At 61.7% G+C, this 14121-nt stretch carries 13 protein-coding genes, 1 tRNA gene and 1 riboswitch; of the genes, 8 read left to right on the top strand and 6 right to left on the bottom strand.

Features of this window, described 5'->3' with window-relative positions; translation table 11 throughout:
* Window positions 1–223 precede the first annotated feature (223 nt).
* From HMPREF2927_RS00435 to HMPREF2927_RS00420, 4 genes are all read right to left on the bottom strand, one after another.
* Window positions 224–1126 (bottom strand): aminotransferase class IV, encoded by a 903-nt coding sequence (locus tag HMPREF2927_RS00435; RefSeq protein WP_070684642.1) that lies wholly within the window; start codon window positions 1124–1126, stop codon window positions 224–226.
* Between the two features lie 379 nt (window positions 1127–1505).
* Window positions 1506–2303 (bottom strand): energy-coupling factor transporter transmembrane component T family protein, encoded by a 798-nt coding sequence (locus tag HMPREF2927_RS00430; RefSeq protein ID WP_070684639.1) that lies wholly within the window; start codon window positions 2301–2303, stop codon window positions 1506–1508.
* Window positions 2300–3904, bottom strand: coding sequence for an ABC transporter ATP-binding protein (locus HMPREF2927_RS00425; RefSeq protein WP_070684638.1), 1605 nt, complete (start codon window positions 3902–3904; stop codon window positions 2300–2302). The genes HMPREF2927_RS00430 and HMPREF2927_RS00425 overlap by 4 nt, the downstream gene beginning before the upstream one ends.
* 63 nt (window positions 3905–3967) lie before the next feature.
* A complete protein-coding gene (locus HMPREF2927_RS00420; RefSeq protein WP_070684636.1) occupies window positions 3968–4600 on the bottom strand; it encodes an ECF transporter S component in 633 nt (210 codons plus the stop codon).
* A gap of 58 nt (window positions 4601–4658) precedes the next feature.
* A riboswitch (TPP riboswitch) is annotated at window positions 4659–4759 on the bottom strand.
* Window positions 4760–5026: 267 nt separating this feature from the next.
* Here HMPREF2927_RS00420 and HMPREF2927_RS00415 point away from each other — a divergent pair.
* Entirely contained in the window at window positions 5027–5260 is a 234-nt protein-coding gene (locus tag HMPREF2927_RS00415) for a DUF4235 domain-containing protein (RefSeq protein WP_070684634.1), read from the top strand.
* Between the two features lie 160 nt (window positions 5261–5420).
* Window positions 5421–6845, top strand: coding sequence for an MFS transporter (locus HMPREF2927_RS00410; RefSeq protein WP_070684632.1), 1425 nt, complete (start codon window positions 5421–5423; stop codon window positions 6843–6845).
* 224 nt (window positions 6846–7069) lie between these two features.
* Here the strand turns inward: HMPREF2927_RS00410 and HMPREF2927_RS00405 are convergent, their stop codons facing one another.
* The gene (locus HMPREF2927_RS00405; protein WP_070684630.1) at window positions 7070–8371 is read right to left on the bottom strand and encodes a septin family protein; all 1302 of its coding nucleotides are present in this window, start codon (window positions 8369–8371) and stop codon (window positions 7070–7072) included.
* A gap of 132 nt (window positions 8372–8503) precedes the next feature.
* Window positions 8504–9103, bottom strand: coding sequence for a dCTP deaminase (gene dcd / locus HMPREF2927_RS00400; protein ID WP_005509013.1), 600 nt, complete (start codon window positions 9101–9103; stop codon window positions 8504–8506).
* A 153-nt stretch (window positions 9104–9256) separates the two neighbouring features.
* On the opposite strand from dcd, the gene HMPREF2927_RS00395 reads away from it, so the two are divergent.
* The 6 genes from HMPREF2927_RS00395 (at window position 9257) to HMPREF2927_RS00370 (ending at window position 13945) form a co-directional block, all read left to right on the top strand.
* A tRNA-Gly gene (locus HMPREF2927_RS00395) sits at window positions 9257–9330 on the top strand.
* 690 nt (window positions 9331–10020) lie between these two features.
* Window positions 10021–10641, top strand: coding sequence for a thiamine phosphate synthase (locus HMPREF2927_RS00390; RefSeq protein WP_070684628.1), 621 nt, complete (start codon window positions 10021–10023; stop codon window positions 10639–10641).
* 2 nt (window positions 10642–10643) lie between these two features.
* On the top strand, window positions 10644–11726 hold the full coding sequence (thiO, locus tag HMPREF2927_RS00385) for a glycine oxidase ThiO (RefSeq protein ID WP_070684626.1): 1083 nt from the start codon (window positions 10644–10646) through the stop codon (window positions 11724–11726).
* A gap of 48 nt (window positions 11727–11774) precedes the next feature.
* Window positions 11775–11972 carry a sulfur carrier protein ThiS gene (gene thiS, locus HMPREF2927_RS00380; protein WP_049350535.1) on the top strand — a complete coding sequence of 66 codons (198 nt, stop codon included), beginning with the start codon at window positions 11775–11777 and terminating at the stop codon, window positions 11970–11972.
* A 156-nt stretch (window positions 11973–12128) separates the two neighbouring features.
* A complete protein-coding gene (locus tag HMPREF2927_RS00375) occupies window positions 12129–12899 on the top strand; it encodes a thiazole synthase (RefSeq protein ID WP_005509016.1) in 771 nt (256 codons plus the stop codon).
* A complete protein-coding gene (locus HMPREF2927_RS00370) occupies window positions 12890–13945 on the top strand; it encodes a ThiF family adenylyltransferase (RefSeq protein ID WP_070684624.1) in 1056 nt (351 codons plus the stop codon). Before HMPREF2927_RS00375 ends, HMPREF2927_RS00370 begins: the two co-directional genes overlap by 10 nt.
* Window positions 13946–14121 lie beyond the last annotated feature (176 nt).

Raw genomic sequence — 14121 nt, 5'->3', positions numbered from 1 at the left:
TTAAATGCGTCCAAGTTTCGGGGCGCAGTTCAAAGGGTTGCGCGTCCGGGGCTTTGCTGTGCTCGTACATGAAGCGTAGGGGCTGCCGCGTTTTCCGGATGCGCCCTCAGGGTGTCAGCCCGGACGCTCTCCGCAGCGAAGCAAGGAGGGGCGGAGCGTCCGGGTGACGGGTGCCCCTGCGTAGGCGCGGAGGAAATATGCGGCAGTCCCTTTTCTGATGCGTTTAGCTCTGCTGCGCCAGGTAGTTCAACAGCGTCGCGGTCAGCTCCGGGTCATGCGCCAGCGCCGTGCCGTTCAGGTGAGTCACCGGCGCAATCAGACGCACCGACGAGGCCAGCCACACGCCGTCCGACTCGAACAAATCCTGCGGGTAGAGCGGCCCGAAGCCCAGCTCCCAACCGGCCTGGCGTGCCGCCTCGAACACCGCGCCCTGCGTGGTACCGGGAAGGATGCCGTGGCTCGGCTCGGGCGTGTACAGCACCTTCTTGCCGTCCTCAATCTTGGCAACCAGCACTGAAGAAGTAGCACCCTCCAGCACGCGACGCTCATCGGTGATGAAGATAGCGTCGTCCGCGCCGCGCTCCTGCACGTACCGCAGAACCGCCATGTTCACCGCGTAGGAGAGGGTCTTCGCGCCCGCCAGCAGCCACGGGTAGGCGCTATTATCCATCGGCTCGTGGCCGCGCGGCAGCAGCATCGCCTTCACGCCCTCGGTGCGACGCTTCACGATGGAGGCGGGCACCGGCAACGCCATAATCAGCGTGTACGGGCCCGGCTGCATGGAGGTCACGGACTGGGTGGGGCCGCGCGAAATAATGATCTTCACGATGTGCTCTTCACCCAGCGCAGTCTCGGCACCGGCGGTCGCCTCACGCATGAGGCGCTCCACCGCCGAACGCAGAATCTCGGGTTCCGGGTCGGGCAGATCCAGCATGCGCGCCGACGACTCGAGGCGGGACAGGTGCATGCCGAGCTTACGCACACGGCGGTTGACGGACAGCATGGTCTCGAAGACGCCGTCGCCGCGGGTGAAACCCTGATCATCAACGCTGATGAGGGGCACGGACGGGTCAACGAAGATGCCCTGCGGGTTCTGCTCGTTCAGAAGAATTACGGTACTAGACATAGTCTTATTGTACGTTCGCAGCCGAACCGTAGGCAGGAGGCGCGTGTACCTTCCTGTTCAGTAGTAGCGGGTGTAGCCGCATTTTCCGGAAGCGCCCTCAGGGTGTCAGCCCGGACGCTCTCCGCAGCGAAGCAAGGAGGGGCGGAGCGTCCGGGTGACGGGTGCCCCTGCGTAGGCGCGGAGGAAACATGCGGCACCCCGCCTTCCTGTAGGAACGAGGGCGAATGCCGTCCCTTTGTGCTGTCTATGGTCAAGGACAGGAGGTGCCGTACCTTCCTGAAGCGACATCAGGGTGCCCGAGCTCTGCGAGGGCGGGTGCCCCTGTAGGAGCGAAGGAAGGGTGCGGGCGCCTCCCTAACCACGTCCAGAGCAGAGCAAACTAGCCCCAGAGGAACTGGATCGTACCCGCCGCAATAGATGCACCGTACGCAACCCCGATAATGACGGCGGCAGCAATGCTCACATGCACGTCACGCGGCGAATAGCTAGGCACACGAGCCCAGGTGCGTTCGCCCGCACCGAAGCCGCGCGCCTCCATGGTGATGGCCAGGCGGGAGCCGCGGCGGATAGCCTGCACGAGCAGGGCGAAGCTTTGCCCGCCGAAGGTTTGTGCACGCCCAATAAGGGATTGGCCTGCACCTAGTCCGCGGGCGCGTCGTGCCTGGCCGAGGGCGTTCCATTCGGCGAAGAGAATACCGACCAAGCGTAGGGCGGCGACGGTTGCGAGCACGAACCGTGAGGGCAGTTTGAAGGTTTGTGCGAGGGAGTCGCCCAGGTCGGTCGGGTCTGTGGTGAGCACGAACGCGAGGGTGGGTAGGACCATGGCAAGGGAGCGGATCATCATGGCTGCGCCGACGGCGGCGGAGTCGGTGGTGATGCTGTTGAAGCCGAGGTCGAGGATGGTGGTGCCGGTTTTGGCGCTGAGCATGGCGACGGACCAGCCGGTGGTGATGACGGCGATGAGGATGGGCCAGAAGCGGGCGAGGACGTTGACGGGTCGGAATCCGACGAGGATGAATCCGAGCAGTTCGAGGGCGAAGAGGATTCCGGAGGTGAGGGGGTCGCGCACGATGAGGGCGGCGATGATGAGGGTGAAGGAGACGATGAGTTTTACGCCGGCGTTGAGGTTGCTGAAGTAGCTGGTTCGGTCGATGGTGCCGAAGAAGTCGGTGTTCATGCGTTCTCCTTTCCGGGGGTTGCGGTGGCTTCGAGGGTGATGTGGTTGCCGCCGAGTGCGGCGGTGTAGTCTTCGTCGTGGGTGATGGAGATGATGGCGGTGCCGCCTGCGAGTAGTTCGCGGATGAGGTCGACGAGTTCTGCCCAGGTTCGTGCGTCTTGGCCGAAGGTGGGTTCGTCGAGGATGAGGATTTTGGGTGCGGTGGCGAGTGCAGAGGCGACCGAGAGTCTGCGTTTTTCACCGCCGGAGAGGGTAAAGGGGTTCGCGTCGAGTAGGTGGGTGAGGCGTAGGTGGGTTGCGAGTTCGTTGGTGCGGGCTGCGAGGTTGTCTTCGTTGAGGGGAACGCGGTTGAGTGCAGCGAGTCGGCGGGGGCCGAGTTCGAGTTCTTCGCGTACGGTTCCGCGGATGAATTGGTATTCGGGTTCTTGGAAGACGTAGCCGATGCGGCTGAGCATTTGGGCGGGGGTCCAGGTGGGGATGTCCCAGTGGGCGTGGTTGCCGCCGTGGTTACCGTCGTAATTACGGAGCGCGTCGGTGGCGGTGAGGGTGCCGTTGGGTGCGGTGAGGAGCCCTGCGAGGGTGAGGGCTAGAGTTGATTTGCCGGCGCCGTTGGGGCCGAGTACGCTGAGGTGTTCACCCGCGTGCAGGGTGAGGTTGATGCCGCTGCGCAGGACAGGCAAATCGGTGGGTGCGGGTGCGGGGGTGTCGCCGAGGCGTTTGATGGTGTGTCGGCGTGCGCGTCGTTGTTTGGGGGTGGGTTGTGCGCGGGTGATGCTGAGGTTTTCGGCGCGCAGTAGCGCTTCGCCGTGCTCGCTATTGCAGTCGTTCTGCGGCGCACGCGGCACGTAGTTGGGTACCCACACGCCCGCGTCGATGAGTTCTTGGCGGGCTTCGGTGAGTACGGTGTCGGGTGCGCCGTCGTGGGTGATGGTGCCGCCTTCGCCGAGCACGATAATGCGGTCCATGTGCGGCGCCCAGATGCTCACGCGGTGTTCTACGACGAGCAGGGTCGCGCCGGTGGCTTGCGCGGCGGTAAGGATGCTGTCGCGTACTTCCCGCACGCCGGAGGGGTCAAGGTTGGCGGTGGGTTCGTCGAGGATCATGGCGCCGGGGTGCATCGAGAGGATGCCCGCCAGGCCGAGGCGCTGCTTCTGTCCGCCAGACAGCGCGCTGCTGGGGTGGTCGAGGGGCAGGGGGTTGAGCCCTACGGCGGTGAGGGCTTCGGTGACGCGGCCCCAGATTTCTTCGCGGGGTACGCGCAGGTTTTCGGGGCCGAACGCTACGTCGTTGCCGACGGTTGCCATGACGATGGAGGATTCGGGGTCCTGCTGCATCATGCCTGCGGTGCCGCGTGCTTCGGCGGGTGCTTGCCCGTTGATGGTGATGGTGCCGCTGGCGGATTCGCCGTCGTCATCGTGGAGCACACCGGCGATGGCGTGCAGGAGCGTTGATTTGCCGGCGCCGGAGGTGCCCAGTAGCAGGACTTTTTCACCGGGGTTGATGGTGAGGTTGAGTCCGCTGATGACGGGTTCTGGGCGTCCGGGGTGGTGCCAGCTGAAGTTGTTGAGCTCGATGCGCGCCCCGCGCGGTGTTGCTTCCATGATAGTTCCTTAGCCTTTTGTGTGGCTGCTGTAGTGTGCCGAGTGGTGACTAGTTGCTGGTGGTTAGCGGCGGGTCTTGCCGGATGCCAGCGAGGAGAGCACACCGGTCTTGGCGAGGTTCTGCACGAGAATCCATGCGAGGAAGCCTGCGATGACTGCACCGGAGATGACGGAGCATGCTACGTAGATGATTGCCTTGACCGGTTCCATGTCGGGGTAGTAGATGAAGATTTCGTTACCGCCCATGAACAGGCCGCTGAGCGCACCGGCGAAGATGGCGACGGTTGCGTTCCAGCGGCGGTAGCCGAAGATCGCGAAGGCAACTTCAGCGCCGATGCCCTGGATGAGGCCTGCGAGTAGGATTTCGCCACTCCATGCGCCGCCGGTGAAGAGTACGGAGATGAATGCTGCGACGATTTCGCAGAAGAGTGCCGCACCGGGCTTGCGGATGAGCAGGCCGCCGAGGGTGCCGCCGAGCAGCCATGCGCCGCCGATGATGGGGCGGAATTCGGGTGCTGCTACGAGTGCGGTTTTGGTGGCGGGGGAAACTGCGATGTCCCAAATCCAGAAGATGACGGCGCAGGCTACTGCGATAACTGCGGCGATGACGATTTCGTTGACTCGCCAGCGCAGGTTCGGCTTCTTCGCTTCTGCCTGGGTGGATGCCTGGGAGGCGGGGGTTGCGTTCTGTGACATTGGTGGTCCTTCCGTCGTTGGAAGGGGAATGTCCTCGCCCTCTGATTGGACGAGGGCATTGAGAAGAAATTCGACTCCCTACGCCGGTACTAACCGGATCAGGTTCGAGGGTCTGCTTAGCACTCTCAGCGCCTCGGTGGCGCTCCCCTGTCGTTTGGGGTTCCTTGTCCGTACCGTTGTGGTGCGGGTGGAAGCCCAGGTTCGATTGTAGGCGTGTCTGGCTGTTCGCGCCAATTTGCCGCTTTTTGTTCCCTTCTTCTGCCCACATTACAGAATTGCACGGTGTACAATTTTGGGACGGAGAGGCCCCAAGGCGGCACGAACGCCTTAAACCCTATACGCTAGGGAGTGGCGCTCTTTTCTCACCCCAACCCCGAAGGGGTTCACGGGCAGGACGCCGCATCGTATACAGCTAAGGAGATACATATGAACCCCGTCGCTAAGCTTGCTATTGCGGGTATCAACATGGGCGCTGTAGCCCTGGTTGGTAAGGGCCTGGGCGCAGCCTGGACCAAGGCTACCGGTAACCAGCCTCCCGCCATTTCCCACGAGTCTGAAGATACCCTGCGTCAGGTCATCCTCTGGACCGTTCTGACCTCCGTCGTGGGTGCTGTGGTGAGCTTCGGTGTTGCTCGCCTGCAGCGTCGTTTCTTCAACTAAGACTTTGCGCTTTCCGCGTGAAAGTTCATGAACTAGGCGGTACGTATCTTCGCTCGGTACGTACCGCCTGGTGTTCCTTCTTCAGCACGCCCGCTCTACTTCAGCCGGTTTCATGCCGCCGCTACGCTGAAGCGCCACCTCGGCACCTGAAAGCACAACTATGACTATTTCTTCTCCCCGCCGTAAGGCGAAGGCTCAGCGTAGGGTCGTTGACCACGCGAACAGCCGCCGTTCGGTCGCGTCCTGGGTCATGTGGGATGTTGGTTCGTCGAGCTTCGACTCGATTATGACGACCTTCATCTTCACCGTGTACCTGACCAGCAGCTACTTCGGCTCCCCCGAAGAGACCTCTTCGGCGCTGTCTTTGGGTCTGACCATCGCCGGTTTCCTCATTGCGATTCTGGCGCCGGTCACCGGTCAGCGTAACGATAAGTCCGGCCGCGGTATCTTCTGGCTCGGTGTGAACACCATACTGCTGGTCGGTTCGATGGCGGCGTGCTTCTTCGTGGGCCCCACCCCGCAGTACTTGTGGCTGGGTGTCGCCCTGATTTCTGCGGCGAGCGTGTTCAGCGAGTTCGCGTACGTGAACTATAACGCCGTGCTGCCGCGTATCTCCCACCCGGAGAATATCGGTAAGATTTCGGGCGCCGGATGGGCTGCCGGGTACATTGGCGGCATCCTGGCGCTGGCTGTGGTGCTGTGGGGTTTTGTGCTTACCCCCGAGGTGCTCGGCCTGACCACCGAGAACGCCCTGAATATCCGTGCGGTCGCACTGTTCGCCGCCGCCTGGTGCCTCTTCTTCTGCGTGCCGCTGCTGGTTCGTATGCGCACCCGCGAGCGCTTCCTGCCGGAGGTGCTACCCACCCGCGAGCTGCGTTTCCTGGAGCTGGGCCTGGAGCGTTTCTCCCCGGCTCGTCAGGGCGGTCTGCTCGCCTCCTACAAGGCGCTGTGGCGCACGATTCGTCGCCTGAAGATGACCTCCCCGCAGACCCTGTGGTTCCTGATCGCTTCGGCAGTGTTCCGTGATGGTCTGTCCGGTATTTTTACGTTCGGCGGTATTCTCGCGGCGGGCACGTTCGGTTTCAGCACCTCCGAGGTGATTCTGTTCGGTATTGCCGGTAGCGCTGTCGCCGCGGCTGGCGCGATCCTGGGCGGCTACCTGGATGACTACCTGGGCCCAAAGGCGATTATTGTTATCTCGCTGGTCGGCATTATCTTGGCGGCTACCCCGCTGCTGTTCTTCCCTCAGCCTGGCGTGTTCTGGGTATGCGCCCTGCTGCTGTGCCTGTTCGTGGGCCCGGCACAGTCGGCGTCCCGCACCTTCCTGGCTCGCCTGGCTGATCCCGGTACTGAGGGTGAGCTGTTCGGCCTGTACTCGACCACCGGTCGTGCGACCAGCTTCCTGGCGCCGATGCTGTTCGGTCTGTGCGTGAGCATCATGGGCGCGCAGATTTGGGGTGTGCTCGGTATTCTGATCGTTGTGGTGGCGGGTCTGCTCCTGCTGTTGCCGGTGAAGGCGCCCGGTCCGCTGCGTATGCGTGCGGCTCGCCGCGAGCAGAAGCGCCGTGACAAGGCTGCCCGTTAAGGTCGCATAGTAAGGTCACGCAGTAAGGCCGTGCAGGGCTAAACACCCCGCACCCCACAAACGCATCCCCGCAGACGCAAAGGGAGGGGCGGGTAGAAGATCATTCTTCTACCCGCCCCTCCCTTGTGCTTAAGCAGTGCCTATCGAGCAGCGCCTACCAAACAGAGCTCAGTAAGCCGCGCCAGAGAGCCGTGTCAGTAAGCCACGTCAGAGAGACCCGGTGGCTAGTCCTCCACCACGTCGCCCTCATCCTCAGAGGAATCCAGCGCAATCTGCTGCTCCTCCTCATCCAGAACCTCATCGCTAGTCATCTGAGCCCAGGTCGCATCATCAATCGCACGAACCCACAGCATCGAACCAGCCGCCAGAGCGCTCAAGTTCTCGTCATACGCCTCCGCAGGCAGACCCTCAAAGATCTCAGCCAAACGCGCAAACAGGTCATCATACGAAATGTCGCCCTCAGCCTGCAGCCAGCACTCAGCCGCAAAATCAGACAGCTCATTCAGCTCAGTGTCACACAGCAGCAAGAACGGGCCGTCCTCGCCCACACGCACACCCGAAGTACCCGGCATACGAGACACCGCAATCGTACCGTTCAAGAACACACCCGGCAGGTGATCCTTAACCGTGTACTTCTCTAGCTTCTCAACCTCATCAGCATTCGGTAGCTCACCACCATTCAGCAGATCCTGAACCAGCGGCAAAGTATCCTCAACCTCCGAGTACACCAGGCGCCACACGCCACCGCAACGCTCCACCAGCTTAGCCAGCGACACAACACCCTCAGGGTGACGCGCCAGACCCGAGCTCTGCTCACTCAAGAACACCAGAGCCTCATGCAGCGGAACACGCTCAAAATACGGCTCAGAAGCCGACTCATCACGAGAAATGAACACAATACGCGACAGCTTATAGCTGAGGTCATCACGATCAACCACGTTCAGACCCAAATCCACCGGGTTCTGCTGATCCTTCGGCGCATTCGGGTCAACAATCACAGACAACGGCTTCGGATACGGCGACACAACACCCTCATCCGAAATAATCGCAGTCTCATCAGTCAGGTACGCAAACTTCGAACCCAAGAAACGCGACGCAGTCGTCTTACCGCTACCAGAAACACCCACCAGCGCAACAGCGCGCTTCGACTCAGGGTCACCAATAACAGCCGCATGCAGCATCACACCGCGACCAACCAGCTGCTCAATCATCGCCAACGTAATACGGCTCGTCAGATCCTGCATACCCGAATCATCATCAGCCACACGCAGCGTCGAAACCTTATCAAACGAACCCATCAACGGATTCGCCAAATCCATCACCGACTCATCAGTCGGCGCATGAACCAGCATCACCTGATCAAAACGAGACAACGAAGCATACGCCTCATCAGGAGTATCAAAAAACTCCGGAGCAAGAGGCTCCCACGCCTTCTTAAAACGCTCCACAAAAGAGTCCGACATATCAATCAGATACAAAGAAACTTCCGCACCAGCAACACGCAGAACAACAGGCTTCAGATTCATCAAAAAATCCTTAGAGAGTGAGAGATAAAAACCCGCACGCGAGTGAACGCACGAGCACAACAGGCGAAAAAACCGCCCAACGCGGGCGCACAAACACACAGCCTGCACGCCCGCACCCCAAAGCGGGAAAGACTAAGACTCCACAGAACCATCCGCAGGAATCATCGTCTGATGAAAATTCAAATAACTACGCGAAGCAGTCGGGCCACGCTGACCCTGGTAACGGTTACCATACGCACCAGAACCATACGGATGCTCAGTCGGGCTACTCAACCGGAAGAAACACAACTGACCAACCTTAGAACCCGGCCACAACATAATCGGCAAAGTCGCCATATTCGACAACTCAAGCGTCACATGCCCCGAAAAACCAGGATCAATAAAACCAGCCGTAGAGTGAGTCAGAAGACCCAAACGACCCAACGACGACTTACCCTCCAAACGGGCAGCCACATCATCAGGCAGAGTCACCTTCTCATACGTAGAACCCAACACAAACTCGCCCGGATGCAGAATAAACGGCTCATCAGGAGCCACCTCCACCAGACGCGTCAAATCCTCCTGCGGCTGAGCAGGATCAATATGCGGGTACTTATGGTTATCAAACAGACGGAAGAAACGATCAATCCTCACGTCCACACTTGCAGGCTGAATCATCGACTCATCGAACGGATCAAGAACGATGCGCCCATCAGCAATCTCTTGACGAATATCGCGATCTGAAATAAGCACGCTTAAAGGATACCTGGCAAACACCACCCACGTGCAGGCATCCACCAGCCCCAGCACACAGGCCTACATCACATTTCAACCCCGCCACCCCGCACACAAACAGACGCAACACATTTCACCCCCGACAAGCAAGCGCGATACACTGAAAAAGATGCGGCTGTAGCTCAATGGTAGAGCGCACGCTTCCCAAGCCTGATACGCGGGTTCGATTCCCGTCAGCCGCTCCACAAGCCTTCTGCCCTGCGGTAGGAGGCTTTTTATTTTGAGTTAGGTTGAGCAGGTCGAGGCGGTATGTTCCTTGCTCCTGCAGGGAACCCGTCCTCGCTTCGCGTCGGACACCCTGATGTCGCGACGGAACATACCGACCTCTCCCCTACTAACTCTCTCCCCTTCCCTGTGTACGAGGTAGGGAACGTGGCTGCGCGGCAAGGGTGAGAGCCGCGGGCCCTCGGCTTGGGAAGAGTATGCGCGGAGGCGGGGAGGGGGAATACTGGGGTTAGGTACCGCAGACAGCTCGCCGGGAATGAATGTTGGGTTCAGGGCATTGCGGTGACTCCGTATGGGAGGTCAGGGCGCCTTCCCGAGGGCTCATCGAGAAAGAGCATGCTGTAGCCCCATGCGAGCGCGCAGCACAGCTATACCTTCCTGAAGCGACATCAGGGTGCCCGAGCTGAAGCGAGGGCGGGTGCCCCTGTAGGAGCGAAGAAAGTGTATAGCGAGCCAAGCGCACACATCAAAAGCGAGCCATCGAACCCGACAGGCTCCCCTACACGAGCGAGGAACGCACCCCGCAAGGCACCTCAAAACGCTTGAAGGATGTTCAACTCACCACACAGTTGTGCTAACCTAACCACAGAAATTCGATGAGAGAATTTCTCAAAAAAAAACATCTACTCGACGACGAATCGTAGACCCGAATGACCCGCGAAACGCACCCCTACACCACCCCCGCACGCCCCCTCGACCTGAACCTCTACCTCGTCACAGGCGACAACCCCCTCGAAACCGTCCGGGCAGCCAAACACGCCACCTGCATCCAAGTCAGGTCCAAACCCATCAGCGCGCGCGAGCTCTACCAGCTCACCGAAGCTATCGCCGGCATCATCCAGCCGCACCAGACCCTCCTCATCGACGACCGTGTAGACGTCGCCCTCGCGCTGCGCGCCCGCGGCGTGCGCGTTGACGGCGTGCACATCGGTCAAGACGACCTGCCCGTAGCCGACGCCCGAGCCCTCCTCGGCGCCGACGCGATCATCGGCCTGACCACCGGCACCCGGCAGCTCGTCGAAGAGTCCAACAAGATCGCACACCTGATCGACTACATTGGCACCGGGCCGTTCCGCCCCAGCCCCACCAAGCAGTCCAACCGCCCGCCCCTCGGCCTTGATGGGCTCCGCGAACTTGCCGAACTGTCTGCCGTGCCCACCGTAGCTATCGGCGACATCACCCCCGAAGACTGCCCCGCCATCCGCACCACCGGAGTTGCCGGAATCGCCATGGTCCGCGCCTTCGTCGACAACCCCGCGCTGCAGGCATAGCCATGACCATCACCATCATTGGCGGCGGAATCATTGGCCTCACCACCGCGTTTGAGCTCACCGAACGCGGCGAGAACGTGCACCTCATCGACGCCGAAACCAGCGACTACGGCACCGCCGACGACGGCACGGCACTCTATCCCGCTGCCAGCCACTACGCCGGCGGTATGCTCGCGCCCATCGCAGAAGTGCAATTCCAGCAGGACGCGCTCTTCCCTCTCATGACTGCCAGCGCCGACGCCTACCCCTCCCTTATGGAGAGGCTCAGCCGCGCCACCGACCTGCCCACCGGCTACGACACCACCGGCACGCTCATCATCGCAGCCGACCGTGCCGACGCCGAGCACCTGCAACGCACCCGCGCCTACTACCGGGACATGAACCGCCCCGCAGACCCCGTCACCCCCACGCAGGCGCGCACCCTCGAACCACTCCTGGCGCCGCGTATCGCCGGCGCCGTGAGCATCCCCAGCGACCATCAGCTGCACCCGCGGCTCATGAGGCGCGCCCTCAAAGACGCCCTCACCCGCCGCGGCGTCACCTTCAGCACCGAACGGGTCACCGACCCGGATGCAGGCGACATTATCTGCACTGGACTAGGGGCAACACTGCACGGGGACTACCCACTACGCCCCGTCTACGGGGACATTCTGCGTCTGTGCGCCCCGCGGCCCATCCTCAAGCATGTGGTGCGCGGCTATGTGAACTCCCGCCCCGTCTACCTCATCCCCCGCCCGGACGGGGAACTGTGCATCGGCGCAACCAGCCGCGAAGACCACCGCACGCTGCCCGCCATTGACGGCGTACACCAGCTGCTACGTGACGCGATCCGCCTGGTGCCTGCCATTGAAGAGTGCGAGCTTCTGGAGGCAAACGTCGGCGCCCGCCCCGGCACCCCGGACGACCTGCCCATCTTTGGGCACCGCACCCGTACTGACGGCACCCGTCAGCTCGTGTCCACGGGCTACTTCCGCCACGGCATTCTGCTTGCCGCGCTCGCCGGCAAGGTCGGCGCGAAGGTCGCCTGCGGGGCTGAGATTCCGCCCATCATGCAGGCGTGCGACCCTGCACGATTCACCCACTAAACACAGTCCCCGCCGGATGCACCCGGCACCCTCACGAAAGGATTTCGCATGATCATCACCTACAACGGCGAGCCGCTAACCACCAACGCCCCCACCGTATTTGACCTTGTCATGGACCAGTTCGGTACCGAAAATGGCGTGGCTGTGGCGCTCAACCGCAGTATCGTGCCGCGTTCCACGTGGCTGGATGTGCCGCTGAACGAGGGCGATAGGGTGGATGCCCTCACCGCCGTTCAGGGCGGCTAATCTTCCAGCCTGTACCGGGGAGATTCCCGCCGGCTCACACCCACCGGCAAAAAGAACAGATATTCTCGGTTTTTGTTCCCTAAACCGGGCGCACCGTAGAGCCCCACACCAACCAGCAAACCCCGTTATCTAGACGTTCCCACAGAGGAGAACACCATGAGCCTCACACCGCTCACCATCGGCGACCGCACCTTCACATCCCGCCTCATCATGGGTTCCGGAGGCGCAACCAGCATGGACCTGCTCGAACAGGCGCTCATCGCCTCCGGCACCGAAATGACGACCGTTGCTATGCGCCGTCACGCCGCAGGCACCCCCATTTTTCCGCTTCTGCAGAAGCTCAATATTGCGCCGCTGCCCAATACCGCAGGGTGCCGCACCGCAGCTGATGCGGTGATGACCGCGATGCTCGCCCGCGAGGCGCTGGGCACTTCCTGGGTGAAGGTCGAGATTATCCATGACGAAGATACCCTGCTGCCGGACACCGTGGAGCTGTTGAACGCTTGCGAGCAGCTGGTCGCTGAGGATTTCACGGTGCTCGCGTACACCTCTGACGACCCGGTGGCTGCCGCTCGCCTGGAGGATGCGGGCGTTGCGGCGGTTATGCCGTTGGGCGCGCCGATTGGTACCGGCCTGGGCATTTTGAACCCGCACAATATTGAGCTGATTGCTTCTCGCGCGCAGGTTCCGGTGGTTCTGGATGCCGGCGTGGGTACCGCCTCCGACGCGGCGCTGGCGATGGAGCTGGGTTGTGATGCGGTGTTGTTGGCGTCGGCGGTGAATCGTGCTGAGGATCCGGTGGCGATGGCTCAGGCGATGAAGTTTGCGGTGCAGGCGGGCGCGTTGGCGCGTGAGGCTGGCCGTATTCCGGTGCGTGAGCACGCGAAGGCGTCGTCGCCGTCGGAGGGTTTTGTCTCGTGGATGTAAACCTTTCCCCTACCCCGGTGAATCCTGAGCATGCGCGCCTGGATCGCGAGCGCACGGACCGTCAGCGTCGCCTGCCTGGCTTTAATCAGGATGCGGTGGCGGCTGCCCGCGTGTTGGTGATTGGTGCTGGTGGTTTGGGTTGTCCGGTGGTGCAGGCATTGGCGGCGGCTGGTGTGGGGTATCTGCATATTGTGGATTCTGATTCGGTGGAGCTGACGAATATTCAGCGTCAGCCGCTTTTTGGTGTGTCTGATGTGGGTGAGCCGAAGGCGGAGGTTGCGGCGCGCCGTGCCTTGGAGCTGTGCCCGTCGTTGACGGTTGAGACAACAATTCGGCATGTGGATGCGTCCTGGATTTTGGATCTTTTCGCCGCGTCGGCACCGGATTGTGTGGTGGATTGTACGGATACGTTTGCGTCGAAGTATCTGATTGCGGATGCTGCGCAGGTTGCGGGTTTGCCGCTGGTGTGGGGCACGGTTTTGCGTTTTGGCGGGTCGGTGAGTCTTTTTGAGCCGGATGGCGCGCATTTGCGTGATATTTTTCCGACGATTCCGCAGACGGTGGAGTCGTGTGCGCTTGCCGGAGTGTTGGGCGCGACGACGGCTGTGGTTGGTTCGCTGATGGCGACGGAGGTGCTCAAGTTCGTGAGTGGTCTGCCGACGGCGGCGGGTACTCTGCTGACGTATGATGCCTTGTCGGGCACGTGTACGTCGTTTGGGGCGGTGCCGGATCCGGCGCGTGTGGTGCCGGTGGATTTGTCGGCGCATGAGGTTCCGCAGGTTCTGCTGGATGTGCGTGAGGGGCACGAGCGTGAGGAGTCGATGAAGCATGAGGGTGCGATGCATGTGCCGTTGTCGCAGCTGAGTGACGCGGAGGGGTCGTTGTTGCCGGCAACCGACGTGCCCGCGGAGCTGCTGAGCCTGTTTGAGTCGGTGCGCGATCAGCGTGTGGGTGTTTTCTGTGCTTCGGGTGCGCGAGCGCAGCGCTTTGTACAGGCGTACGCGGAGCTGGCGGGCGAGTACGGGGTGCGCCTCACGGCTATCTAAGCGTGTACGAGGCATCGCTACCCATGCGTAGCTATCCCTTCCGGAAGCGACATCAGGGTGCCCGAAGCGAAGCGAGGACGGGTGCCCCTGCAGGAGCGGAGGAAGGGCATAGCGCGCCTAACCCTAAGGAAAGCGGTATCGCCCGTAGTGACATCAGGGTGCCCGAAGCGAAGCGA

It is taken from the genome of Rothia sp. HMSC061E04, assembly GCF_001813685.1.
In the GTDB taxonomy this organism is placed as follows: Bacteria; Actinomycetota; Actinomycetes; order Actinomycetales; family Micrococcaceae; genus Rothia; species Rothia mucilaginosa.
Note: the sequence above shows the minus strand (reverse complement) of the source record. Positions and strands in the feature narration are given on the sequence as shown.